At 42.6% G+C, this 26,298-nt stretch carries 21 protein-coding genes; 13 read left to right on the forward strand and 8 right to left on the reverse strand.

What is annotated here, in order from left to right:
* Positions 1-60: 60 nt before the first annotated feature.
* Entirely contained in the window at positions 61-828 is a 768-nt protein-coding gene (locus tag ACMXYO_RS05290) for an aspartyl protease family protein (RefSeq protein WP_415887473.1), read from the forward strand.
* Positions 829-838: 10 nt separating this feature from the next.
* On the opposite strand, the gene ACMXYO_RS05295 is transcribed toward ACMXYO_RS05290, so the two are convergent.
* From ACMXYO_RS05295 to ACMXYO_RS05310, 4 genes are all read right to left on the reverse strand, one after another.
* Positions 839-2,041 carry a hypothetical protein gene (locus ACMXYO_RS05295; protein WP_415887475.1) on the reverse strand — a complete coding sequence of 401 codons (1,203 nt, stop codon included), beginning with the start codon at positions 2,039-2,041 and terminating at the stop codon, positions 839-841.
* 1 nt (position 2,042) lies between these two features.
* Positions 2,043-2,840 carry an outer membrane lipoprotein-sorting protein gene (locus ACMXYO_RS05300; protein WP_415887476.1) on the reverse strand — a complete coding sequence of 266 codons (798 nt, stop codon included), beginning with the start codon at positions 2,838-2,840 and terminating at the stop codon, positions 2,043-2,045.
* Positions 2,815-5,232, reverse strand: coding sequence for an efflux RND transporter permease subunit (locus tag ACMXYO_RS05305; RefSeq protein ID WP_415887478.1), 2,418 nt, complete (start codon positions 5,230-5,232; stop codon positions 2,815-2,817). Before ACMXYO_RS05305 ends, ACMXYO_RS05300 begins: the two co-directional genes overlap by 26 nt.
* A gap of 133 nt (positions 5,233-5,365) precedes the next feature.
* A complete protein-coding gene (locus tag ACMXYO_RS05310; protein ID WP_415887480.1) occupies positions 5,366-6,121 on the reverse strand; it encodes a TetR/AcrR family transcriptional regulator in 756 nt (251 codons plus the stop codon).
* Between the two features lie 436 nt (positions 6,122-6,557).
* On the opposite strand from ACMXYO_RS05310, the gene ACMXYO_RS05315 reads away from it, so the two are divergent.
* Entirely contained in the window at positions 6,558-6,953 is a 396-nt protein-coding gene (locus tag ACMXYO_RS05315) for a hypothetical protein (RefSeq protein ID WP_415887482.1), read from the forward strand.
* Between the two features lie 63 nt (positions 6,954-7,016).
* On the opposite strand, the gene ACMXYO_RS05320 is transcribed toward ACMXYO_RS05315, so the two are convergent.
* On the reverse strand, positions 7,017-7,970 hold the full coding sequence (locus tag ACMXYO_RS05320; protein WP_415887484.1) for a methylenetetrahydrofolate reductase: 954 nt from the start codon (positions 7,968-7,970) through the stop codon (positions 7,017-7,019).
* A 146-nt stretch (positions 7,971-8,116) separates the two neighbouring features.
* Here ACMXYO_RS05320 and ACMXYO_RS05325 point away from each other — a divergent pair, with 146 nt between their 5' ends.
* The 8 genes from ACMXYO_RS05325 to ACMXYO_RS05360 all read left to right on the forward strand — a co-directional run bounded on the left by ACMXYO_RS05325 (position 8,117) and on the right by ACMXYO_RS05360 (position 16,833).
* The gene (locus tag ACMXYO_RS05325) at positions 8,117-8,689 is read left to right on the forward strand and encodes a DUF1285 domain-containing protein (RefSeq protein WP_415887485.1); all 573 of its coding nucleotides are present in this window, start codon (positions 8,117-8,119) and stop codon (positions 8,687-8,689) included.
* A 70-nt stretch (positions 8,690-8,759) separates the two neighbouring features.
* A complete protein-coding gene (locus ACMXYO_RS05330) occupies positions 8,760-9,908 on the forward strand; it encodes a response regulator (protein WP_415887487.1) in 1,149 nt (382 codons plus the stop codon).
* A gap of 179 nt (positions 9,909-10,087) precedes the next feature.
* Positions 10,088-11,089: an ABC transporter substrate-binding protein gene (locus ACMXYO_RS05335; protein ID WP_415887489.1), complete on the forward strand. Its 1,002-nt coding sequence runs from the start codon at positions 10,088-10,090 to the stop codon at positions 11,087-11,089.
* A gap of 165 nt (positions 11,090-11,254) precedes the next feature.
* The gene (locus tag ACMXYO_RS05340) at positions 11,255-11,650 is read left to right on the forward strand and encodes a YbaN family protein (RefSeq protein ID WP_415887491.1); all 396 of its coding nucleotides are present in this window, start codon (positions 11,255-11,257) and stop codon (positions 11,648-11,650) included.
* 1 nt (position 11,651) lies between these two features.
* Complete coding sequence (locus ACMXYO_RS05345; RefSeq protein ID WP_415887492.1) at positions 11,652-13,043, forward strand: diguanylate cyclase; 1,392 nt, start codon at positions 11,652-11,654, stop codon at positions 13,041-13,043.
* Positions 13,044-13,400: 357 nt separating this feature from the next.
* Entirely contained in the window at positions 13,401-14,648 is a 1,248-nt protein-coding gene (locus tag ACMXYO_RS05350; protein WP_415887494.1) for an HDOD domain-containing protein, read from the forward strand.
* A 159-nt stretch (positions 14,649-14,807) separates the two neighbouring features.
* A complete protein-coding gene (gene rlmF / locus ACMXYO_RS05355; RefSeq protein ID WP_415887495.1) occupies positions 14,808-15,800 on the forward strand; it encodes a 23S rRNA (adenine(1618)-N(6))-methyltransferase RlmF in 993 nt (330 codons plus the stop codon).
* A 130-nt stretch (positions 15,801-15,930) separates the two neighbouring features.
* Positions 15,931-16,833, forward strand: a complete 903-nt coding sequence (locus ACMXYO_RS05360) for an MBL fold metallo-hydrolase (RefSeq protein ID WP_415887497.1) — start codon at positions 15,931-15,933, stop codon at positions 16,831-16,833.
* 93 nt (positions 16,834-16,926) lie between these two features.
* Here the strand turns inward: ACMXYO_RS05360 and fghA are convergent, their stop codons facing one another.
* Both fghA and ACMXYO_RS05370 read right to left on the reverse strand, forming a co-directional pair.
* The gene (gene fghA / locus ACMXYO_RS05365; protein WP_415887498.1) at positions 16,927-17,760 is read right to left on the reverse strand and encodes an S-formylglutathione hydrolase; all 834 of its coding nucleotides are present in this window, start codon (positions 17,758-17,760) and stop codon (positions 16,927-16,929) included.
* Positions 17,761-17,825: 65 nt separating this feature from the next.
* Complete coding sequence (locus tag ACMXYO_RS05370) at positions 17,826-18,944, reverse strand: S-(hydroxymethyl)glutathione dehydrogenase/class III alcohol dehydrogenase (RefSeq protein WP_415887500.1); 1,119 nt, start codon at positions 18,942-18,944, stop codon at positions 17,826-17,828.
* A gap of 124 nt (positions 18,945-19,068) precedes the next feature.
* On the opposite strand from ACMXYO_RS05370, the gene ACMXYO_RS05375 reads away from it, so the two are divergent.
* The 3 genes from ACMXYO_RS05375 (at position 19,069) to ACMXYO_RS05385 (ending at position 22,974) form a co-directional block, all read left to right on the forward strand.
* Positions 19,069-19,941 (forward strand): LysR family transcriptional regulator, encoded by an 873-nt coding sequence (locus tag ACMXYO_RS05375; protein WP_415887502.1) that lies wholly within the window; start codon positions 19,069-19,071, stop codon positions 19,939-19,941.
* Between the two features lie 119 nt (positions 19,942-20,060).
* Complete coding sequence (locus ACMXYO_RS05380) at positions 20,061-20,747, forward strand: hypothetical protein (RefSeq protein ID WP_415887504.1); 687 nt, start codon at positions 20,061-20,063, stop codon at positions 20,745-20,747.
* A 67-nt stretch (positions 20,748-20,814) separates the two neighbouring features.
* Positions 20,815-22,974 (forward strand): SEC-C metal-binding domain-containing protein, encoded by a 2,160-nt coding sequence (locus ACMXYO_RS05385; protein ID WP_415887506.1) that lies wholly within the window; start codon positions 20,815-20,817, stop codon positions 22,972-22,974.
* 162 nt (positions 22,975-23,136) lie between these two features.
* Here the strand turns inward: ACMXYO_RS05385 and gcvP are convergent, their stop codons facing one another.
* Positions 23,137-26,037, reverse strand: coding sequence for an aminomethyl-transferring glycine dehydrogenase (gene gcvP, locus ACMXYO_RS05390; RefSeq protein WP_415887508.1), 2,901 nt, complete (start codon positions 26,035-26,037; stop codon positions 23,137-23,139).
* Positions 26,038-26,298: the final 261 nt, after the last annotated feature.

Raw genomic sequence — 26,298 nt, forward strand, 5'->3', positions numbered from 1 at the left:
TTGTTTATGCTGAATGGACTTAGCCAATTCTTTAACTAATCACTTATAGTAAGGAGAATCATGGATAGAAAACTTCTGTTAACGCCACTATTGAGTGCTTTATTGATGATGCCTGCCTTGTCAGAAGCACGGATCTATGAGTATGTAGATGATAATGGTCGTAAAGTGTTTGTGGATAGACTCTCTAAAATTCCTGCTAAATATCGTGAAAAGGTGGAAACGCGCGAAGAGCAGAAAGACAAGCTTGATCCCCTTGAACTCCAAGCATTCAATCATGGTGCTACTGCTAAACAGCGTCAATTTGAGCTTGATAAAGCGAGATCAGGTATCAAAGATGCAATGAAAAAGTGGTTCACGCCTTTTGAATTCCATGCGAACCGCATAGTGGTACCAGTGAAAGTTTTTTATGGAGCACGTTCAACCCAGTTGTCTCTGGTTATGGATACAGGGGCTTCCTACACAGTTCTCCATAAGCAAGCTATCAGTTCTTTGAACGCTCAGTTACGTAAGGGTGCTGCAGCAAGGGTTGCTGATGGTAGTGTGGTTGAGACGCAAAAAATACATTTTGATCGCTTTGAGATTGGCCCTTATAAAGCGAAAGGGGTTACCGCTGGTGTATTAGATTATCAGGGCCGGAGCTCAGGAACCGATGGTTTACTTGGTATGGATTTTTTATATCAAGCACGCTATGAAATTGATCGGGAAAAGAAACATATCGTCTGGGATCCACAACGCTATCAAGAATTACAAGATCAACTAGTCGAGATAGATCGACTGGAGCAGGAGTTGAAGGAGTCCCTCACTGCCCCAGCAGCTGATAACCAGTAGGAATCAGACGTTAGAAATAACGTTCCACAGTAAGTTGCAGATGGTCATCTTGTTTTAGGCTATAACTCAGGTCTGCTGGGTTATCAGCCGAAAAGAATCGGCCATCTAAACTTAGCTTCCAGTTATCCCCAAAACGCCTACTTGCTTCAACAATCATGCTATTACTGTGGTAGTCTAAATCATGGCCAATACCAGCCAGTACTTCAGTGCTTTCAGCATCGTTTAGGGTTAGTCTTGCCCCCATAAACAGGTCATTTTGGATCGGTGCATCGGCTGATTCACCACGCTCATCCCAGCCATATTCCAGTAAAACGCCTATGTCAGCAGAGCTGTCTTGAATACCGTAAAAGGTATATTCAAAACCACCTTGAGCAGCCCAATAGTTCTCGCTTTTAGTGTCGCGATGAATGGTTTCTAACTTCCAAAGCCAACTGTCTAACGTAGCTTGTAAGTCAAAACCAATCTGGTTCATCTGCTCGTAATGGGGTACTAAGATCGTCTGGCCATTTACTGATTGGACTTGGAGTTTAGGATCTCGGTTGGTACCTCTAAACCAATAAGCACCTAAATCAAAATCGCCAAGCGTATGGCTCCAGCGGATCGCAGTATCTATATGATTATTGCCTGCGCTGGATTCAAAGGTCGCTCTATCAGTATCGACCACTAGGCCTGAACGTAGACGACCATCTGTGCCAGCAAAAGTGCGTTCTCGGAACCCTGGTAAAAGGTAAAGATCGATGATACCCCAGTCTTTGACTAAGGATAGATTGATCATCTGCTGACCAAGCTTATCCTCGCCATCAAAGTCCTCGACGCCATCAGTCTGGTTGATCACATCAACCAGATGCTGGAATTCGGTAACGCCCCAAAAAACTTTACGTAGGCCTGTACGCAGTTCCCAATCGTTAGAGACGTGAACCCAACTTAGTTCGCGAATATCCCCATGGGTTCGTTCACTATCATTTTCATCTAAACGAAGAAAAGGGGTAAAGGTTAGGCTATCAGCACCATCGTTCCACTCCCAATAAAGCTCAGGCTCGAAAGAGAATGACAAATTGGTGTCGTAGTCCTGCCCCGCGAATTGAGCGCTCTGAGTAAAGAGACGTAAATCAGCAGTGGCTTTACCCGATAACTCAAAGTAGGTTTCTGCCTGAGCAGGCAGGGCTGTTAAAAGCCCTGCTGCCAGTGCAGTCGTGAACGTCTGCCTGATCATCTTAGCGCGCTCGTTTTAGCGTGTTTTTGTTGAAATCTTTATCAGTTAAACCCGTTTTGAACTGATAAGAACCATAGGTAAGGTCAGTGCTTTTACTTGTTTGGTGGTTCACCATTTTCATTAGATCTGGACGCCAGTGCTTACCTTCATACTCTTTGTACTTATGGTAAGTCAGGGTTTTAAGTTCAGAGTCTTTACGGTCGTAGAAATCGATTTTCCACGGACGATATTCCGCTTGATCTAACCAAACTACTCGTCGGGTATAACCAGAGTTCTTATCCACTGGGTATTGTTCTACAACAAAGCAAGTACCGCCTTCACAAGCTTCATCACGTAGATACTTGTAAGTGTATTTCTCTACCTCAAAGGAAGATAGATCTTCGTAAGCAAACTCAGAACCCATAAATGGGCCGGATTTGTTACGTGAAGCAATACGTTTTACGCGTTTAAGAGCAGGCAAATATAGCCACTGGTCGTCTGCACCGACAGGGTGTGAGAAGCTTAAAAATGCAGTGCCTTTCACATCTCTAGGCTTGTCGAATACCGATAGGCTTTTATCACCATCGTTATCAACTTCTAAAGATTTCATACGAATCTCGCGCACACTTTCCTGACCCTGTTTGTTACGCAGAATCATATTCATCTGCGCTTGCATATCAGTCCAGCCAAGATCGCTTGCTTTAGCTTCTTCTGCAATGCGTAGGCCTTTTTCTTCAGCGGTTTCAGCAATCGCAACGCCTGAAGTCAGAATCATGCCTGCAATGCATACAGATTTAAGCGGGTTGGTTAACAGAGTCATCTTTCTCTCCTTCAGAATTTTTAAGTGCTGCATTAGCAGGTTGTACAGGGCCAGTGTGTGTCGGGTCAGTTTGCTTAGAATCATCGCTTTCTGAGTCTTCTTGCTCTTCTTTAGCTGTTTTATCTAACAGCATCAGAAGTGGTGGCAAGAATAGGAAGTCCACAATTAACGCGATCAAAATAGTCAGTGCTGTTAGTAGGCCCATATCGGCGTTCACTTTAAAGGTGGACTGAGCCAACACCATAAAGCCTGCTACCAATACAAAGGTGGTTATCCATAATGCTTTGCCTACGCTAGCAAAGGCATAACCTACAGCTTCTTTACTGTTCTTGTTGCGGTCTCTACGTGCATGCAGGTACTTGCTCAAGAAGTGAACCGTATCATCTACCACGATACCAAGTGTCATCCCGGCAACAACTGAAAGTGCTAGGCCTACTTGGCCATCAATCAAGTACCAAACACCAAAGCCCATTGCCGCTGGCGCTAAGTTTGGAATCAGGCTGATAAAGCCGAATTTAACCGAGCGTAATGCAAAGCCAAGCAGTACAGATATCAGTACAAGGGCCAAAGATGTGCCGATCAACATGCTGTAGATATTACGTTGACCAATATGTGCAAACATTAGGCTTGGACTAGCAATATCAACCTCATAGTTAGATGCATTCTCTGCAAACCAGTTATAGATACGGCTTTCCAACTCAATCTGCTCGGTACTGGTCATATTATTGAACGTAGCGATGATGCGAGTAGAAGACTTATCCACGTTTAACTGGTTATTTAGATCCAAACCATAAGGCAGAGACATTTCGTACAGCAATAAGTATTGCGCTGACAGTTCACGTTCATCCGGTAGTTTGTAATACGCAGGATCATCACTGTGCATGTTTTTGTTTAAGCGTTTAATAATATCGCTCAACGTATTCACGTGATCAGTTTCAGGTTGTACTCGTAGCCATTCGGTAAGATCTCCCACAGTTTTTAAGAACGCAGGGGAGTTAATCCCACTTGCTTCTTTGGTATCGATGGAGATCTCCATTGCCGTCATGCCTGATAGGTTATCTTGCATGTAATCAGTTGCCTGACGGAATGGCACGGTTTCATCGAAATACTTTACGAAGTCATCATTCAGCTTGTTTAGCGGTACTAGGAAAACGGCTGCAATCATCAACACTGACATCGCTGGAAGCAGTACGCGACGCTTCGCGATTACAAGATCTGCCAGTTTGTGCATGAAGTCATTTTTACCCTCTTCAAGCGGTTTAACGTGGACAGGTAGTAAACGCAGCATTGCAGGGAATATTGTTACCGAGAATATAAAGGCAAGCATTACACCCACAGCAACCATATTGCCCAGATCTCTGAATGGAGGAGAATCTGAGAAGTTGAGGCTTAAGAAACCGATTGCCGTAGTTAAGCTAGTTAAGAAAATAGGTTGGAAGTTAATCCGTAAACTGTCCTGAATAGCTTTCTCTTTCTTAACGCCCTGGCGCATCTCATAAAACATAGTGGTCAGTATGTGCACACAATCTGCTACCGCTAAGGTTAGTATCATAATTGGGGTACTTGCAGATGGGCCAGTTAAGTAGAAACCTGTCCAGCCGGCTAAACCCATGGTTGCAGCAATAGAGAAAATGATCACGACAACAGTTGCTAAGGTGCCGCTAAAATTGCGTAATAGCAGTACCATACCGATGATGACAACTAAGAACATCAAAGGCACAAGCGTTGCGTTGTCCTCAATAGATGATTCAGCAAAGCTGTTGTTCATCATCACCATGCCTGAAAGGTGAACTTTCAGATTTGGATTCGCTTGAACAAATTCATCGCGCATTTCGCGAACTTTACTCACAACCTGAGGTACTTCAACAACAGGGTCTACGCCCGGTAGCTGTACGGTGATGTTTACAACCGTGACATGAGCTTCTGGAGAGATCAGTTTGTTTACCAATAGCGGTTCATTAACAGCGATCTCTTTTAGCCTTGGCATATCCGCATCAGTCAACGTCTCAGCGTCTAATACTAGATCTTCGACGATCATGTCGTCTTCTTCAGACCAGGTATGCTGATAGTTGGTAATTGAATCTACGCGGGTAGAGTAGGGTACCTGCCAGGATTCAGTCGTTAGTTCTTGAATGGCCGCAAGGGTTTGTGGAGTAAATACTTCACCATTTTCGGGTGAGATGACAAAAGCGACGTTGTCACTTTTGCTGTAAATCTTCTGCATCGCTTCGAATGCTGTCAGTTGAGGATTCTCATCACTGAAAAACACGCGATAGTCGCTTTTGAAGACCAGATTTTTGGCGCCATAAGTTGCGCTAACAACGAACATTATCGAGAAAAGAACGACCCAAATAGGGTGGTTCAACACGAATCGGAAAAGGCGATCTCTCATTTTCCTGCTCCAAGGGCCCTTGCGGGGTTGATTGCGGTTAAGCAATATTAGTTATTTCTTTTTTAATGACGAAACGTCATTAACTAGGGTTTAAAAAACGGTGCAAGCACCGCGTTTTTAAATTCATTACAGTTTATTCAGAACTGCACAGTAGCTGCTTCTGCTGAAGCTGTTTGACTTCTTCAGCAAAAAGTTCGGTTTTAAAGCGCTGGATGCTCTCATGCCATGGATGCTCATGAGTAAAAGGCTTCCAATTTAGGCCATCCAGCAGAATATTAGAGTGATTAACTAACTCTCGTTCTAGTTGCATCTCAGCTCTAACATTACAGCGGTCAAGGGTTTCATGGAGTAAGGCAATCGTACCAAAGCTCATTGACCATAAAGAAAACGCTACCTGTGCGGGGCAAAGGTGTGGTTGTAACGATAAATCACCACTTGCAAGCCCTGAGGAGATAACCTCCAACATGCCGCCTAATAGCTTATTTTCTAGAATAAGGTGCTCTTCTTGACGCTTTTCGGTTGATTTTTCCCGGACTGACGGTGTTTTAGCAGAAAGAACCAACATAAATTCAGTAGGGTTTAGCTGTGAATGGAGCATATAGCCATACCCGACGGCAAGCATCTTCTCGCGACTACTTCCGTCATATTGAAAGGCGCGTTCGAATAGCGCTCCTAGTCGTCTTACACACCGGTTACATAGACCGGTTAATAGGTCTTCTTTACAGGTAAAATGGTTGTATACCGTGCCTTTAGAGTAAGGCAGCCTTGCTACTACTTTATCTATAGTGAGCCCTGCTACACCTAATTCACTGATGATCTGTATAGCAGCTTGCATAATTTCTTCTTCACGGGCTTCTAAATCGGCTTCGTGAATAACTTTGGGGCTCATATTCTTTTCTATTACCTATAAATGACGGTCCGTCAAAAATACTGTTTTTTACTCAACTGAGCAAGTGTGAAAATTGCAACAATCCGTTGCTTTAGGGCAACAGTTTTGCAACAACAAATATCACACAATAGGTACTATTAGAGATTTTAATAATCTTTAATATGTTAAATTGCTAAATCAGGTGTTTTTAATATTGCTTAAGGCTTAGAAATAGTGGGGATGGAGAGTTTTTAGATCTCATATGCTTCTTTTATTGAGCTGAAATATATTAATAAATGAATTTTTTGTCACAAAGATGCATAGATCAGTGTCTAAACTGCTTACTGTCAAAAATGATAGTTATTATCTTTTTTGCACCTGTTCCCCGGTATGGAACCAGGGGGAGTTGATTCATAGATGAAGAAACTGTTGTTCAAACAGGAAAGGAGTGCTTGATATGAAAATACCAACCTACGTGCTTGCAGTAAAAAATGAAACTGAAGGTCAACTTCAGTTAGCTCCTCAAGGGATAAAAGTTGCAGACATGCCGGTGTGTTTTTCGCAAGAATACGCTTCCCATCTTTTTAATTTCAGTGAATCTCGTGTTCAGTGTAAAGAGGGTGAGAGCGTTTTTCTTTTAAAGGGAGACGTGGATATTTCTGGTATAGATCAGGAATCTGATTTTCCCGAAGCATTTAAAGCATTACTGAAAAATAATAACGATTTAGAGGATTGGACTGTGCTTAGGCAAAAGTCTGCTCTTTCTTCCGAATCACTAGAATATAAACGCAAAGTGCAAGACGATCTCGCTCGGACACATATGTTGTTGAAAATAAACAAAACATTAATGTGAAGGACCGAAAAGACAAGGCCGCGAATATTCGCGGCCTTTTTCTATTCTAACTCTAGGTGGGCATTAAATATCTGCTTCGGCTAGCTTAAGATCTACAACGGACTTAAGAAGTTTGAACAAACGAATCGAAGCGTCGATCTCTTCTTTACGGTTAGTTAAGCTTTCAATATTTAAACCTACAGGGATGCCAAGTGGCATTACTGCTTCTAAAATCTGCTCTAAGTTGTTACGGCAAATACGAATAGATTCCTGTAACGGGCTGTGAGCATCCATGATACGGAAACGGGTAGCTTCAGGTACAGAAATCCCCAACCACTCCATAAATTCTAGAGTCTTAGTGCTACCACATGGCGTAAAGGTCAGAATGACGCGCTTTGGTTTAACACCGTCTTCACGACACTTACGTGCGTAACTGCTCAACATATCAATTGTTGCTTGCGCATCATAAACCGCCTGAGAGATAAAGAACTCACAGCCTTGCTCAGTTTTGCTGACTAAACGTTCGTGCTCATTACGCTTAGAGGCGTGACGCTCGGCAATTGTAACTCCGCCTAGTTGAAAGTCAGCTGGGTGCTCCGCAAGCGCAGCGTAAGCATCATTAAGGCTAAGCTGGATATCACCATCAGAAGATGGACTTCCTACAAGAACAGTGTCACGAACTCCATATTCGTTCCAAGCTTCATCTAACCAAGAGATAAAAGCTTCTTTATCACGCTGAGACACACTCTTGTATGTGATAACAGGTTTATCTGCTTTTTCACGGATTAGCTTAGAGTAAGCACGTGGATCTAAGGTGCGCATGAATGGAAACGGACGTGGCTTGTCGATACGGCTACTCTCATCCTGAATGTCATAAACAATCAGACCATCAAAATCGACATGTTGCAGACGTTCTAGCAGTTTGTCCGCAATGCCTTGAGCGGTTTCTTCTGCAGTACCATCTTTAGGCGGTGTTGTACCAAATAGATATACACCACGGCGATCGTCAGCAAACTTTGTTCTTAAATCCTGTTTCATTGTAGTTTTTCAATTTCTATCTAAGCTGTAATTGCTAGCTATTCTAACAATTAATATTATTCATGTGTTTAAGTTATAAGATGAAAGTTTTTTAGTTAGAGTTGAGTAAATTTAATAGGCTGAAGAAAAAGTTAGGAGTAGAGAGTTTGAGCCAACCTGGTTTTGATCTATCTGAAGCAAGTAAAGCGATTGAAAAGTCAGGAGAGGGTATACCGCCATTAGATCAATGGAATCCTGAGTTTTGCGGTGATATTGATATGCGCATTTGCCGTGATGGTAAGTGGTTCTACCAAGGAACAATTATCGGTCGCCCCGCAATGGTTAAACTATTCTCCAGAGTATTGTGGTTAGAAGAAGGCAAGTACTTCTTGAAAACGCCGGTGGAGAAAGTTGGGATCGAAGTGGAGGATGCTCCCTTTTTGATGACAGAAGTTCATATTCTCAATAGTGAAAATGGACCTGAGTATCAATTTGTAAGTGCTACAGGGGATAAAGTTGTTATTGGCAAGAACCATTCGCTCTGGGTAGAAGAGTGTAGCGAAACCTCAGAACCCTCTCCTTATATTGATGTTCGTTTCGGAATGAAGGGGTTAATCCATCGTAATGTGTTTTATCAACTCGTTGAGATGGCTGTAGAGCAAGAAATAGATGGAAAAGTGATGCTTGTCATTGAAAGCCAGGGAGAAACTTTCATATTGGGAGATGTCACCTTAATTTAAAATGAACGCTCAATTTTAAATGTAAGCTGTACTAAGGGTGAGGTTAAGATTAAGTAGTTATGGGGGAAGTATGAGTTCAGAACATCGTTTTTCTATCTTGCTGGTGATTAAGCAGTCATCAGATTTAGAGTCACTTTGTAATATGGTTAAGCGTCACTTCCCGCGCTTCTATATTGCTAATACTGAGGAAGAAGCTCTCTCATTGATCGTAGAGCATAAAATCGATGTGCTATTAATGGGGCTGAATACCATTCAAGAGAACGAAATTTGCTACCTCCATCTCCTAAGTGCTAAGAAAAATATTGAAAGGATTCTATTCAAGAAAATCGTTTTCTGTAGTCGGGAGGACCTTAAAGAAGCATTTTCCATCTGTAATAAGGATGTGTTTGACGACTACTTTATAGTCCGCCCACTTTACGATCCATATCATTTACTTTTGAGGCTGCGGTTTATTCGACGTGCGCTTCATGACCGTAAAAGTTTTGGAGCGGATAATTTTTCAGTCGAAAACTTCTGTGAGTATTTTGATCAGATTATTTCATGTAATGAAGACATATCGGATCTTAACGCTGAGAGTTATGAAAAGCTTATGCACCTTGTTTCTTTCTCTATGGATAGAATGAAAGAGAAGATCATACAAGAGGGTGGTTTGCATGAAGATCATCATGCAGATATGCGGAGTTTGTTCGATCAACATAAGGAGCAACATATCCGTGAAGTTCAGTTACAACAAACATCTGCAAAAGAGAGCCTTCAAGCGAAAGTCGATCACGCAACTAATTTGACTAAACAGCAAAAAGAGACGTTACAGGCCAGTGAAACAGTTGTTTTTGACGATAGTAATATTTTGTTACTTGAGGATGAAAGTGAACAACGAGATCAGATTAAAGCGATCTTAGATTCCGGAGGTTACAAAGCTCAGGTATCAGGGTGCGCGACCCACTCCTTGAAACTTCTACAAAGTTGGAAACCAGATATTGTTTTACTTGATTTAACTCTTCCGGATATGAGTGCAATCTCTGTTATTGATAAGATCAAACAAGATCCAGAGATGGCTCATACCCGCATTATGGTTTTAGCAAAGCCGGGGGATACTCAGCTTGCTCAAGACGCGATGAAAAAAGGGATACATGAGGTGATTCTAAAACCGATTGATCGAGATATGCTGCTTTATAAGATGGGGCATAACCTTCAGGCGCTAAATGCAAAAAGAAAGTAAAATTTGAGGGGATTCTAGTAAATAGTTTATTCTTCTTGCTCAGAGGGGGAGGTAATTCCTCCTCGCTGCTATGCTTTAAATTTACCTCCACTGCCTTATCGCAGTTCATAAACCCACCCAATCTTAAATAATCATCTATATTTTATTAAGTAACCCATTGAATAGCATACAGGATTGATATGCGAAGCATCGTACCTTTGACTTTTTGGCTGTTGGTCAGTTTAGGTGCAGCAGATATAGCTGTGGCTGAAACTAAGATCATGCTGATCCACAGTTACCATCAAGAGATGAAGTGGGTGGAAGATCTGACTACAGGTGTAAAGCAAGAGTTAGACGACGAATATCAGTTATTTGTTCATCATATGGATACGAAGCGTTTACCCAAAGGGATGTTTAAGTTCAGTGCGGAAAGGGCTTTGAATCTATTTCAAGAACAAAAGCCTGATTTGGTAATTATTTGTGATGATAATGGATTTCGATTACTAGGTGAGCAGATTGCAAAAAACACGCCGGTAGTTTTTTGCGGTATTAACTCGGATATTCGTCGTGATTATCCTTGGGTTATTAATGCTAAGAATATTACTGGGGTAGTTGAGCGTCCGATGATTAAGCGTTCAATTGTGGAATTTGCCAGAGCAACTCGTTTAAAGCTGCGACAAGTTCTAATTTTACTCGGAGATAGTTTAACTGCAGATGCTATTTTTCAGTATGACTTAGGAGGTAAATCCAATTTCCGAATTGCTAAGAACATTCGGGCAGATGTTGTCAGAGTTTCGAGTGCAGATGCTTGGAAAGAGCAAATTAAACTCAGCAAGAAGCAAGGATATGATCTTATCTTGATAGCTGGTTATGCAGCTATGCATGACTCAAATGGTGAATACGTCAGCTTTGACGATTTAAGTCGTTGGGTTTCGACTAACTCACCTGTAATGACAATAACTGCTCATGAACAAGCTATTGGAAAAGGAAAGGTAATGGCTGGGATGGTCGTCAGTGGCATTTTGATGGGCCAAGATGCAGCAAATCTTGCGAAACAATTACTAGTGTTACCTAAAGGCAGCGCACAAATACCAATGCATTTTCAAAGCCAAGGAAAGATGATTTTAAGTCGTCATGAACTAAGAAACTGGGGACTTAAGATAGATAACATCACTTCAAGGTCCCTTATTCTTTTACCTTAAATTTAAACTAATGGTGTTTAGTTTTTGAGAGGGTATTTCCTCTAAAGTAATACTTTATGTAACCTGAAAAACTAAATTCCTGCTATCTTATAGATACATGTCCACGACATACGTACTGCTGTATTGATATATTCTTTCTAGGTGGCTTGGTCCAGGGAGTATCTGTTGAGAAAAACGATTGTACGTACCCTCTATTTGATCGCCGGATTTATATGTGTACTTCTTGGTTTGATCGGGGTTATTTTACCTTTACTGCCCACAACGCCCTTCCTCTTAGTAGCGGCTTTTTGCTTTTCTCGAAGCTCTGAGAGACTGCATCAGGCATTGCTGCAAAATAAGTTATTTGGAAAGATTATCCAGGATTGGGAAACGGATGGTGTTATACCTTTAAAAGCTAAATGGTTAGCAACGGTTATGATGTTAGCTATGGTTAGTTATCCTCTGATTTTTAAAACTTTCCACTATGGCCTCAAATTAACTGTCATCGCCACAATTATCTTTGCTCTATGCTATATCTGGTCGCGTCCATCAGAACCGTTGTTAAAAGGCAATGAGGGATGAAATGAGTGTGGTCCGGTTTCTTCTTTTTTTATTATTTAGCAGCAATGTTTTAGCGGTTGAACAGCTGTCTTTTACAGAAGAGGAAAAGAAGTACCTCACATCTAAAGAACAGATAACGATGTGTATTGATCCAGATTGGTTACCTTTTGAAGCCATTAATGATCAAGGTAAACATGTGGGTTTGTCTGCTGATTTTATGGCAGAGTATTCCAAAATGATGGGCATTCGTATTCAGCTTGTTCCGACAAAAAGCTGGAGTGAGTCTTTGCACAAAGCGAAAGCTAAAGAGTGCGATATTCTATCGATGCTAAACGAAAGTCCAGAACGTAGCGCCTATCTTAACTTTACCTCTCCTTATGTGAAAGCTGCGGTAGCTCTAATTAGCCGTACCGATGTGCTGTTTATTGATGGCTTACCTGCCTTACAGGGTAAAGTGTTGGCCATGCCCAAGAATTATATTTATGAAGAGCTTATTCGACGGGATTACCCTCTGATCAAAGTGGTGTATACGCAAACACAAAAAGAGGCAATTAAGCTGGTTTCCACAGGTAAGGCTTATGCGTCTATTGGTACTCAAATCAGTATGCTTAGAGATATACAGGAGCTTGCAACTAACAACGTAAAAGTTGCAGGCTTTACTGAGTACAAAAGTGTTTTGAGGGTTGGAGTGGGAAAAGATGATGCGTTGCTATTAAGTATATTCTCTAAAGCAGTCGATGGCTTATCCCCACAGAAAACAAACCAGATTTTACAACGCTGGTATAGCGTGACGGTACAGAATAAGTTGGATCAAACTCTATTATGGCAGTTACTGGTTGGCTTTTTCCTTATCTCAATGATCTTTGTAGTTCGATTTAGAAGCATCAGACAATTTAACCAGATCCTTAAAGAGAAGAATAAACAGTTAGAGCGCATTAGTCAGACTGACCATTTAACAGGTTTATATAACCGTTTAAAAACGGATGCTGCAATAAAAGCAGAGGTTGCTCGATCAGAACGATATGGGGGGAACTTCTGTGTTATGTTGTTCGATATCGATCATTTCAAATCAGTAAATGATAACTGTGGTCACCAAGTAGGAGATAAAGTGCTTATTGAGGTCAGTAATCTGGTAAGAAGTAATATTCGAGAGTCCGATATCTTAGGTCGATGGGGCGGTGAAGAGTTTATGCTTGTGACGCCTGAAATGGATATTATTGGAGCCGAGAAACTTGCCGATAAGCTACGAGCGTTAGTTCAGGATCATATTTTTCCTCATCAAATCGATATAACCGTGAGCTTTGGGGTAGCTGAGTACAAAATGGGGGATAGCCCAGATGTGTTACTCAATACTGCAGATAAAATGCTGTACCAATCTAAAAATGCGGGTCGAAACCGCGTTACTATTAGCTAAATCAGCTACCTTGCTCATCGCAGAGCTATACCGCGAAACTCCCTAATAGCCCTCCTTTGCAATAATAAATCTTACTTTTATTGACTTTTTAATGTGAAAATTTCTCATTAAAAACTAGATAAAATTTTATTCAAAACACACGTAAATATAGAAAAGCCTGTATTTACCTTAGGTTGTGTATTTTTTTAAACAACCCACAAAATTTCATTTAAAAATTAGATAAAATTTTAATAAAAGCTCGCTTTTATTAAGGTTATTTCGCACTAGGATTAAGGTATCAACAGTTGCTGACGCTTAGAAAGTAATTGTGATTGGATACAGTAGTAATGATTAATCGAAAATGTGCAGGTAAAGATTATGAGCACTATCAATAAAGGCTCTTCGCCCAGATATAAAATCGCTATGCTGGATGAACAAGGCAGCTTAGCTGCTTGGAGCCGTGAGATAGAAGGGGCTGAATTTAATTGGGCGTTTGTTCGTTTAGATTCTAAAGATAGCTTAATCGACCAATTAGAACAAAATACATACGATGCGGTTATTCTACCTTGTTCGATGCGTGCAGTAGTCGATATAGAATTGATGGCTAAGCTATCTCGTATACAGCCTCATGCGGTGAGAGTATTTCTAGGGGCAGAATTCTGGAATGCGGGCTTTAAAGCTAAAGCTTCTGAAATTGCACATCGCATTTATCCTAACAACGTACCCATCAAAGAAGTTGCTGAGGAACTGGAGTACCAGATTAAGCTGGTTAAACTGCTTAATCGTTCATCTTTGCAGGCATATGTTTCTACTGTTGGTTGCTTGCCGTCGCCACCAAGTATGTATTGCCAACTAACTGAAGCGGTTAACTCTGATGTTGCAGATCTTACAGAAATTAGTGAGATCATTGAGCAGGATCCATCGGTTGTTGCACAAATTATGAAGCAGGTAAATTCAGCATTTTTTGGTTTTAGTCGCCAAATCTCTGATTTAAGGGAAGCAATTTCGTTATTGGGCGTAAGAAACCTTAGAAGTATGGTGTTGAGCAGCCAATTAAATAATCAGTTTAAAGAGGGGCAAGGTTGGGATCAGTTCTCTTTTGAGAAAATGGGACAACGTTCATTGTTAGTAGCGCGTCTAGCACAAGCTATATCAAGAAGAGCTGGCGCGAGTAAGGCTGTTCAAGACCAAGCCTTTTTAGCGGGATTGCTACATGATTTAGGGGTCATGATTATGGCTGCCCATGATCCTGTTCAGTATAAAAAATTGATTAACTATTCAGTTAAAAAGCAAAAGCCAATCTATTTGGTAGAAAAAGCCGCTTGTGGCTTCTTCCATGGTGAGGTTGCCGCTGCTTTATTGGCATTGTGGAATTTACCACCTCAGGTAGTTGAAGCTGTTATGTTACACCATGTCCCTCATCTATCGTCGTCAAAAGAATTTAGTCCTTTAACTGCGGTGCATGTTGCGGACGCTATGCTTCCTTCGGTTGATGTAGCAGGAGAATGTGATCTGGCGAGTAGCTTATCGCTACGTTACCTAGATCAAGTGGGCGTTATGGATGAGGTCCCACAATGGCGCATTGTTGCCAATGAATACCGTGTTCGCATGGTATCCAATTTATAGAGAGGATCTCTTTTTCGCTGGAAAGATGCCAGTCCTTACCGGGAACATACGTCGGGGTCTGTGAAAGGTAAGGTCTGGCTTTCTTTTATCTTCAAGGTTTAAACAGTGACTCAATAATCTTGCTACAATTCCTACATTTCACCTTACACTGGCGTTATTGTGGCTAGAACAAACAATTCTTCTTCCAAAACATCCTCTAAAAGTAACGAGCGAAAATCAGGTCTGCATCCGCGAAATCCGCATGCTGCCCCTTATGATATCCCTAGATTGGTTCACGCGTTTCCTGAATTAGCTAAATACACTTATGAAACACCGCGAGGTGAAACGTCTATTCGTTTTGCTGAACCTAAAGCAGTCAAACTGCTGAATCAGGCTTTATTAAGTACTGAGTACAATATTCAGTTTTGGGATTTCCCCGAGGGCTATCTATGCCCTCCGATACCAGGGCGTGCTGATTATCTTCACTACATTGCAGACCTTTTAGCTGAATCTAATGGCGGAAAAGTGCCAGTAGGCGCTCAAGTTCAGGGTTTAGATATAGGTACAGGGGCTAATTGTATCTATCCACTGATTGGTAGTCAGAGTTACGGTTGGAAGTTTGTCGGCAGTGATATTGATCCTGTATCTATTGCTTGTGCGGAACAGATCGTCAAAGCCAACTCCGTTTTGAAGGGGAAGCTTAAATGTCGACTACAGCCATCCTCTCAACAGGTATTTAAGCAGATCATCAAACCGTCTGATCGCTTTGCCTTTACCATGTGTAATCCGCCTTTCCATGCTTCGCTTCAAGAAGCTACGCAAGGTACTAAGCGGAAGATTAGAAACTTAAACCGTGGTAAGCAGACATCTTCCGGTAATAACCAAGTACTAAACTTTGCAGGTCAAGGGGCAGAGTTGTGGTGCAAAGGTGGAGAGATCGCTTTTGTTAAGCAGATGATCAAGGAGAGTACTGAGTTTGCTGAGCAGTCACTTTGGTTTAGTTGCTTGATCTCAAAAAAAGAAAATCTGCCTCAGCTATATACCGCTTTAAAGAAGGTTAGAGCGAAAAAAGTGAAGACCATTGAGATGCACCAAGGCCAAAAAATAACGCGGGTTGTTGCTTGGAGTTTTTATGATGGAGCGTCTCGTAAAGAATGGTTTAACCCAGCTTAAAACTTGTTTCTATTTCTTAGCAAATTGCCAGTAGTGCTGTGGGTAATGGGCTATAGTTAATCATCGTAGTGAACTGAATAGAAAGCTGAAGTGTAAGCTCAATTTTGATCGAATTATTACAAGGGTAGTTATGATGTTGATCCGCTCTATTTTTGCTGGTGCTGTGCTTAGCTTGTTTGTTGGAACCTCTGCTGTTGCAGAAAACCACCACCAACAATCCCCTAAGTTTAAAGTGCAGACATTGACCGAGAACATTTCGATGTTGAAGGGAAAGGGCGGCAATATTGGATTGTTAACAGGTGATCAGGGCTTGTTGATGATCGATGATGATTACCGTTCGATGTCACCAGCATTGCAGAAGACCCTGCAAAAGTTTGGTGGTGAAGATAAGCTGACTTACATTATCAACACCCATTGGCACGGCGATCACACAGAAGGTAATCACCACTTTGGTCATCACGCGACGATCGTCGCGCATGATAATGTTCGTGAGCGGTTGCTTACCTCTCAAGAGGTTAAGCTCTTCAATATGAAAACCGAGCCTTACCCAGAACATGCGCTGCCATCTATCACCTATCAACAAGCACTGACGCTCTACATTAATGATGAAGAGGTTGAGTTACTTCACTTGGCTGGTGGCCATACCGATGGTGATTCTGTCGTCTTCTTCAAAAAGGCCAATGCAGTTCATATGGGTGATCTTTATTTCAATGGCTTTTTCCCGTTCGTAGATATCCAGAATGGCGGTAATGTTGCTCGCATGGCTGAGAATGTGGGTCAGGTGCTCGAACTCATTGATAACAAAACTATTGTTATTCCAGGTCATGGTCCTGTATCAAATAAAGCTGAATTGAAGGCATTTAAAATGATGCTGGAAGGAACGTTGGCTGAAGTAAAAGCGATGCAAGATAAAGGGATGAACTTGGGCCAGATGCAGTTAAAGGGTCTATCGCCTAAATGGCAAAGCTGGACAACCGGTTTCCTTTCAACAAGTGTTTGGATCGGCATTCTTCACAGCAGTTTAGAGAAATAGTTTTTTAGGAAAGCCCTTCAAGTAAGTAGCAAAAATGAATATGGCACAAGAGAGTCCTTGTGCCTAATCAAAACCTGAGGCTCAAAGTGATAATTAGCCTGTGAAATACTGTTTATGAAAACGCAGATGCTCTTCAATAAAGCTGGCGATAAAGTAATAGCTATGGTCGTAGCCATCGTGCAATCGCAGCTCCACAGGATTATCCCCAGCTGCCGCTAATAGCGCTTCAGGTTTTAGCTGCTCATCCAAAAACTGATCTTTCTTACCTTGATCAATCAGTGTCGGCATAAAGTTATTCGTGTTCTTAATCAGCTCGCAGCTATCGTATTGTTTCCAAGCCTCTACATCATCACCTAGATAAGCGCTAAACGCCTTCTGACCCCAAGGGCAATTTATTGGATTGGTAATCGGACTAAATGCACTCACGGATGAGAAACGCTGTGAGTTTCGCAGAGCGATCATCAATGCGCCGTGTCCCCCCATAGAGTGCCCAGAAATCGCCCGTTGCTCTGTGACAGGGAAGTTCGCTTCAATCAGGGCAGGTAACTCAGTCACAATGTAATCGTACATCTGATAGTGCTGCTGCCACGGTGCTTGGGTGGCGTTGACATAAAAGCCCGCGCCCATGCCTAAGTCATATCCGGGATCGTCCGCAACATCTTCGCCGCGAGGGCTGGTATCGGGTGTGACAATGGCGATACCTAACTCTGCAGCAATACGCTGAGCACCGGCTTTTTGAATAAAGTTCTCATCGGTACAGGTAAGGCCAGATAGCCAATAGAGCACAGGTACCTTTTCTCCTGCCAGTGTTTGCGGTGGAAGAAAAATAGAGAAGCGCATAGTGCAGTTTAAGCGGGTGGAATCATGCTGATATTGCTTCTGCCAGCCACCAAAGCTTTTGAACTGAGCTAAATTTTCAATCTGCATTGAGTTTACTCACATCCACCCTGAATAGACTCAGGGCGGATTTCGGTTAGGGTTACTTAAGACAATTACTTATCAAAATGAATAACGCTGCGAATACTTTCGCCTTTATGCATCAAATCGAACGCTTTGTTAATGTCCTCTAACCCCATGGTATGAGTGATAAAGTCAGACAGCTTAAACTCGCCTTGTAGATAGCGTTCCACGTAATCAGGAAGCTCAGAGCGGCCTTTAACGCCACCAAAGGCAGTACCGCGCCATACACGTCCAGTCACCAACTGGAACGGACGGGTAGAGATCTCCTGACCTGCACCGGCTACCCCAATAATCACCGACTCGCCCCAGCCTTTGTGGCAGCACTCAAGGGCAGAGCGCATCACATCAACATTACCGATACACTCGAACGAGTAATCCACACCGCCGTCGGTCAACTCAACGATGACATCCTGAATCGGCTTGTCGTAGTTTTTAGGGTTAATACATTCGGTAGCGCCTAGCTGTTTAGCTAGATCAAACTTACTTTCGTTAATATCAATGGCGATGATGCGGCTCGCTTTAGCCATGGTTGCACCAATCACAGCGGATAAACCAATCCCGCCCAAACCAAAGATCGCAACCGTTGCACCTTCCTCAACTTTGGCGGTATTCATTACCGCTCCCATACCGGTCGTCACGCCACAGCCTAATAGGCAAACCTCTTCTAGCGGTGCAGCTTTGTTCACTTTCGCCAGTGAGATCTCAGGTAACACTGTGTATTCAGAGAAGGTAGAGCAGCCCATATAGTGATAGATCGGCTGACCATCTTTATAAAAACGGGTGGTACCATCTGGCATTAAGCCTTTGCCCTGCGTTTCTCTAATTTTTTGGCAGAGGTTGGTTTTACCCGATTTGCAAAACTTACACTCGCCGCATTCAGGTGTGTATAGCGGGATTACGTGATCCCCCACTTCTACACTGGTAACACCTTCGCCCACGGCTTCAACAATACCACCACCTTCGTGGCCTAAAATTGCAGGGAAGATGCCTTCTGGATCTTCACCAGAAAGGGTGAAGGCATCGGTATGGCAAACACCTGTCGCCACAATCTTGATAAGCACTTCACCTTTTTGTGGTGGCATTACGTCAACTTCTTCGATGGATAGAGGCTGGTTAGGCCCCCAAGCGATGGCTGCTTTGGATTTAATCATGGCTCTACTCTTTATTTAGGACAGCGTTTTTAATCAATAAGGATCAATGTGCTAAACATTATAGTTTTTTCATAAATCGCTATAATCTAGCTAAATATGAAAATACTTTTACGAAGTGGTAATAATGTTTGGCTGGGAGGGGGTAACCGAATTTGTTGCTGTAGCAGAGACAGAAAGCTTCACCGCAGCATCGCAGCGCTTAGGTATCTCTACCGCACAAGTGAGTAGGCAGATCAGTGCTTTAGAAAAGCGCCTCGCTACAAAACTGTTCTATCGCACAACCCGTAGGGTATCAGTTACAGAAGAGGGTAAGATCTACTACCAACATTGCCGCCAACTTCTAGACGGCCTAGACGAAGCCGAAAGAGCACTCAGCCAGTTACAAAGCCGCCCTCAAGGCAAACTTAAACTCACCGCCCCAACTACCTTTGGCGAAACCAAAATTATCCCGCTGCTCAACAACTTTATGCTGCAGTACCCAGAGCTCGAAGTGGAATGCCATCTCACCAACCAGAAAGTGGCGCTGGTGGAAGAGGGCTATGATCTAGCGATCCGTTTAGGCAAGCTGGCAGACTCCAGCATGATCGCCAAAAGACTCGGAGCACGACAGCAATTTATCTGCGCCTCAAAAGATTACCTCAATGCGCATGGCCGACCCGACTCAATTTCTGAGTTAGAACAGCACAACTGTCTCCAAGGCACCTTGGATTACTGGCGCTTACTGGATGGAGGACAAGAGAGGGAAGTACGAATTAAAGGCAGCTTGCGCTGCAATAGCGGCTTAGCGCTATTGGATGCTGCGCTAAAAGGTCTAGGGATAGTACAACTGCCAGATTACTATGTGAAAGAGCATATCGAGCAAGGTAGGTTAGTGCCGCTGCTAGAGAGCTATCAACCGGAACCCGAGGGGATCTGGGCTCTGTATCCGCATAATCGGCATTTGTCGCCTAAGGTTAGGATGCTGGTGGAGTATTTGGGTGAAAGGATGGATTCTTAAGGAGTGAGAGTGGTAAACGCACACTTGACCCTATGATTTTGTTTGGGGGATTTAGCGTTGTTTCAATCTTAAATCGCTAATATGCTCTGTCTTGTTATCAATGAACAGGGAATAGAACATTGTTAGATTTAGACATTTCGGGCGAACGCAAGCTGGCCACAGCAGCTGTCGGTATTTTAGATAAAGTTGCAGAAGCTTATAGAGCAAGACAAAAGGCTAGAGCCGAAGAGTTCTTTAAATTTGTAGATTTGCGCTATGAAAACATGAGCGTTTCCGAGCAAGCCGAATTTAATGGATATGTCGAAAGTGAAGCCGGTCAAGATGTGTTAGTTGATTATGTAGATGGAATATTACGCACGTCATGTAAGCGAGCAAGAATGGCAATTGCTTTACTGTACTGCCAAGATTATGAATTCAATTTTAATCATGTAGAGATTCGTTCTTTTATTTCTTCAATGCAAAGCATCAATGATGATCTATTAAACTTCTTTATGATGGCTAGCGCTTTATCTACTAAAGAAGGTGGGGTTGGTGTAAGTGAATCAACAGAAAGATACCCATACCCCAGAGCAAAAATAGACTCCGGGAATAGGAAAACTTTCCACGATAAAGGCTGGGATACTGAAGCAATATTCATTAATACAAACGAGCTAATAACACTAAGATTATTACTCCCTGATCCTGCAATAAATCCAGTAATGGGTGGCGATGGTAGTTACTGGTATGTGGGTTTTGGGGTAACTAACACATCGCAAAAAATCGCTTCGCTTATCAGAAAAGCCGAAAGCCTAATCCCAGCCGCATAAACACTTACATGGCACCCTCATTGATAAGGATACCACCCCATTTATTACACCATGGAAAGTTTGTTTAATGCCTAGTTATCCTGATGCTCTTGCTGAGAGATTACCTTTTACACGCCCAGAAGCTAAAGTTTTTGCTGAGCTTGAAGTGCTTTGTAAATCATCTGGTTTTATTCATGCTGTAGCTAAACTTTGCCTACGTAATAACGGAATAAGCTTTAACGAACAGTTAACTTATGAAAATTTTTCTCAGAAATTTTCTGATAATTCTTTAGTGCGCACAGAGATTTCTCTCCTAATTTCTTTAATGCTGAAAGGAGGGAAGTGGGATGAAGATATTCATATCGAAGAAATAAATTTACTGTGTTCTAAAGCAGAGGAATTACTGAAGGATCTTCATGTCTCAATTCTTGAAGAAACAGAAAGGCAAACTGAGGATGGTCTGTGTAAAGGTCGGCAATGGCTAAAAGAGGCTATTTTTTATTCAGGAGAGTCTGCTTATGGCAGTCAATATCTAGATCTATCTCAAAAGCGATATACCAACGATCAACAATGGTTTATCGAAAATAAAGGCTTTACTATTGAGCAAGCTGCCAATGTATCGAAGAGTATTTTTAATCTTCTAAATACAAGAGTTGGTAGCAGTTTTTCAGATACGATAGATGTCGAAAATTATACTCACTCGCTTCTCCCATTTTACTCCTTCTCCCTTACTGACATCGTAAATGAATCAGGTGAAAACTCCGAAATTGTAGAGGCATTTTTGGCTGTTTTTACTATTGATGAGACTTTAATTACAACATCTTATACCTTTGCTACTGATTTTAACCCCATAGAGGCGCAACCAATTCTTCGCAGTAATGGCCAGTATATCGTGTTAGAAATTGCGAGCTTATATGCCGCTTTGTATGAGGCCCCATTTTATTGGCTCATAAAAGATAAAAGTTATTACAGTCATTTTGTTGCTAATAGAGGAGCATTTACTGAAGAGTTTTCGGCAGAAAGGTTAGAACGGGTATTCGGGAAGAATCGAGTCTACAGAAACGTAATTGTTGAAAAATCGAAAAAGAAAACAGTTGATGAAATTGACGTACTTGTCATTTATGGCGATTTAGCTATTGTCCTTCAAGCCAAGTCGAAGCGTTTGACTTTGAAGGCTAAGCAAGGGAATGAAGATGCTTTAACAAAGGATTTTTCGCAAGCAGTTCAAGCTGCATATAATCAAGCTTTTAGCTGTGCCGAATCATTGATATCGAATCAGTACCGTCTAATTAAGGATACGGGGGAGGAGCTCATACTCAAGAAAAAGTTAAAACACATTTACCCCGTTTGCGTAATTTCTGACCATTATCCTTCATTGAATTCCCAAGTTGATCATTACCTCATAACTAAATCTAGAGATGCAGTACAACCACCTTATGTAATGGATGTATTTTTTTTAGATGTAATCAGTGAATTTTTAACAAGTCCTCTACATTTCCTCAATTATATAAATTTGAGAGTAAACAATAGGCGGTCGGTAGTTTCACAAGAAGAGTTAGCTGTTTTTGCTATGCATCTAACTGCGGGCCTGCGACATGTTAAATCAGACAATGCTCCTCTTTTATTATTAGGTGGTCATACAGCCATACCAGTTGGTATTGCATTACTCGCTAGAAGAGAAGGCTATCCAGGTAAGGAAACTCCAGAAGGTCTGCTGACTGAGAAATTAGATTCACCGATACAAAAGCTCATTAAATCCATTGATGTTCATAGTGTTCCTGAAGGAATTCAATTTGGTTTGTTTTTATTGCAGCTCTATCCTAAAGATCAAGCTAGCTTCAACCGTTATTTTTCGGAAATTCTACGTAGAGCCAAGGTTGACGGACAACCTCATGATTTCACAATAATGCCACATGATGAATATGGTATGACTATCCATATCAATTCAGATACATATGATGATGCATACAGAAGGCTTCTTATTCATTGTGAAAATCGTAAATATAAAGAACGTAAGAATCGGTGGCTAGGGTTGTGTATATGCCCACAGACTGAAGAGATTAGGTTTGGTATTGATCAAGATTATCTTTGGGAAAGTTCACTTGAGTTGGATGAGCGAACATATCATATGCATAATCCAAAGCCGTTAACTCATTTTGAAACTTATATAAGGCCTCAAAAGAAAATCGGACGTAATGATAAGTGCTTTTGTGGAAGTGGTAAAAAGTATAAGAGGTGTTGCTATTAGGTGGTGCAGAAGAAATGTGGTCAGGTTTTACATTGCGCATTGTTTAGGTTTTTCTATTAAATCCACCCTATTGTGAGCAAGCGACTAGAAAACTTGATTCCACCTTACCAAAAAAAATGCCGCATCAGATGCGGCATTTTTAGTTTTAGACTGCTTTATTAATTACTCAGCGTAATCTTCAACTGGAATACAAGAACAGAACAAGTTACGGTCGCCGTATACGTTGTCGATACGGTTTACCGTTGGCCAGATCTTGCTGCCTTTCAGGTGATCAGCAGGGAAGGCTGCTGTTTCAAGTGAGTAAGGGCGGTTCCACTCAGAATCGATAATGTCTGCCATAGTGTGTGGCGCATTACGTAGAGGGTTGTTTTCGCCGTCGATCTCATTTGCTTCAACCTGACGAATCTCTTCGCGGATTGTGCTCATCGCTTCGATAAAGCGATCTAGCTCAGCTTTAGATTCAGATTCCGTTGGCTCGATCATCAATGTGCCAGCCACAGGGAAGGACATTGTTGGAGCGTGGAAGCCAAAGTCCATCAAACGCTTAGCTACGTCTTCTTCTGTGATGCCAGACGCTTCTTTAAGTGGACGCATGTCGATGATGCACTCGTGTGCAACACGGCCGTTACGACCTGAGTAAAGTACTGGGTAGTCTTCGCCCAGTTTCTTCGCTAGGTAGTTAGCGTTTAGGATCGCGTTCTCTGTTGCCGCGCGTAGACCTGTGCCGCCCATTAGTGCGATGTAAACCCAAGAGATAGGTAGGATAGACGCGCTACCCCAAGGTGCAGCAGATACTGCGCCGTTCTCAGCTTTAGGGCCTTCGATCTGTTGTACTGGGTGGTTAGCCACAAACGGTGCCAAGTGCGCTTTAACACCGATAGGGCCCATGCCTGGACCACCGCCACCGTGTGGGATACAGAATGTTTTGTGCAGGTTCATGTGCGATACGTCTGCACCGATCTCTGCTGGCTGGCTGATCGCTACCTGAGCATTCAGGTTGGCACCATCCATGTAAACCTGACCACCGTTATCGTGAACGATCTGGCAGATCTCGCGGATATCTTCCTCATATACCCCGTGTGTAGATGGGTAAGTGATCATTAGGCAAGATAGGTCATCTTTGTGCTGTTCTGCTTTAGCGCGTAGGTCAGCTACATCTACGTTACCGTTTTCATCACATGCCGTTAGTACTACTTTCATATCAGCCAGTGCTGCTGATGCTGGGTTAGTACCGTGTGCAGATGTTGGAATTAGGCAGATGTTACGGTGCGCTTCACCGTTTGACTGGTGGTAGTTACGGATCGCCAATAGGCCCGCGTACTCACCTTGTGCGCCAGAGTTTGGCTGCATGCAGATCGCATCAAAGCCAGTGATCTCTTTTAGCTGATCTTCTAGCTCAGTGATTAGCTGCTTGTAACCTTGCGCTTGATCCATTGGTGCGAACGGGTGGATCTGACCAAATTCAGGCCATGTCACTGGGATCATTTCAGCAGTAGCGTTTAGCTTCATAGTACAAGAGCCAAGTGCGATCATGCTGTGAGCAAGGGAGATATCTTTGTTTTCCAGCTTCTTAAGGTAGCGAAGCATCTCTGTTTCGCTGTGGTAGCTGTTGAATACTGGGTGCTGAAGAATCTCAGATTCACGTACTAGTGCTTCATCAAACGATGTTTCACCAGATGCGGAGATCTCGGCATCGATGCTGTCTAGGTCTAGACCGTGACCTGCACCTAGGATGCAATCCCAAAGGGTATTGATGATGTCGCGGTTAGTGCACTCATCACAGGTCATACCCAGCTTGTTATCGCTGATTTTACGTAGGTTGATACCAGCATCTAGTGCTGCTTGGTAAACCTCTTCAGCGTTATCTAGCTGAATAGATAGAGTATCGAACCAGCTGTTGTTAAGTAGCTGAACGCCTTTAGCCTGTAGGCCTTTCGCAAGAATCGTTGTTAGACGGTTGATGCGGCTAGCGATTGTTTTAAGACCTTGTGGGCCGTGATAAACCGCGTAGAAGCCTGCCATGTTGGCAAGTAGAACCTGAGCAGTACAGATGTTAGATGTCGCTTTCTCACGACGGATATGCTGCTCACGTGTTTGCATCGCCATACGCAGTGCTTTGTTACCGCGTGTATCGACAGAAACACCAATGATACGGCCAGGAACAGAACGCTTGTACGCATCACGAGTTGCGAAGAATGCCGCGTGTGGACCACCGTAACCCATTGGTACACCAAAGCGCTGAGCAGAACCGAATACAACGTCTGCACCTAGCTCGCCTGGTGATTTCAGCATGATCAAGCTCATGATGTCTGCAGCTGCACAGAATAGCGCTTTTTTGCTGTGAACTTTTTCGATTAGCTCAGCGTAGTCATTTACGTCACCGTAAGTACCTGGGTACTGAACAAGTACACCGAATACTTCGTGCTGATCGATCAACTCGCTTACGTCACCTACGATCACTTCGTAACCTAGCGGCTCAGCACGTGTTTGGATAACGCTGATGCTCTGCGGGTGAACATTGCTATCGATTAGGAATGTGTTCGCTTTCTTCGCTTTAGACATACGCTTACATAGCGTCATAGCTTCAGCGGCAGCCGTTGCTTCATCTAGAAGGGAAGCGTTGGCAAGGTCTAGGCCAGTTAGGTCTAGCACCATGGTTTGGAAGTTAAGGATCGCTTCCAAACGGCCTTGAGAAACTTCTGGTTGGTATGGTGTGTAAGCCGTGTACCAACCTGGATTTTCCAAAACGTTACGTAGAATAACGTTTGGCACGATAGTGTCGGTATAACCCATACCGATCATGGATGTGTTTACTTTGTTCTTTTGCGCAACAGATTTTAGGTACGCAAGTACCTCATCTTCAGAGCGGCTTTCTGGTAGGCCAATCGGTGACTTGAGCTGGATAGACTCAGGTACGGTTTGGCTGATCAACTGATCCATATCAGTTACATCAAGCTCGGCAAGCATCGCTTGTTGCTCGGCTGCGGAAGGTCCAATGTGACGCGCTATAAAGGCATCTTTTTGCTCCAAAACGGAAAGCGGAGCCTGATTCTGTGTCGGCATTTTAAACTTACCTGTGATCAGTTGATTATGGTGTGCTCAAAAAGTGGCTAATGATACCCGTTTTTTGCTCATTTTGTGATAGAAAATAGACAAAAGTTTATTTTAGGAAACCTTGTTTTCATATATGCACGTTTAATACTCTCAACATTGATCTGAGTAATTCTCATCAATTCACTTGGTTATGTATGATCCTCATCTATTATTGTAAGTAGCACTGATATTTTTTAGATATAGATCAGTTAGTTACTTTCACTGTAGGGA

Source organism: Neptuniibacter sp. QD37_6 (genome assembly GCF_047778085.1).
Taxonomy (GTDB): Bacteria; Pseudomonadota; Gammaproteobacteria; order Pseudomonadales; family Balneatricaceae; genus Neptuniibacter.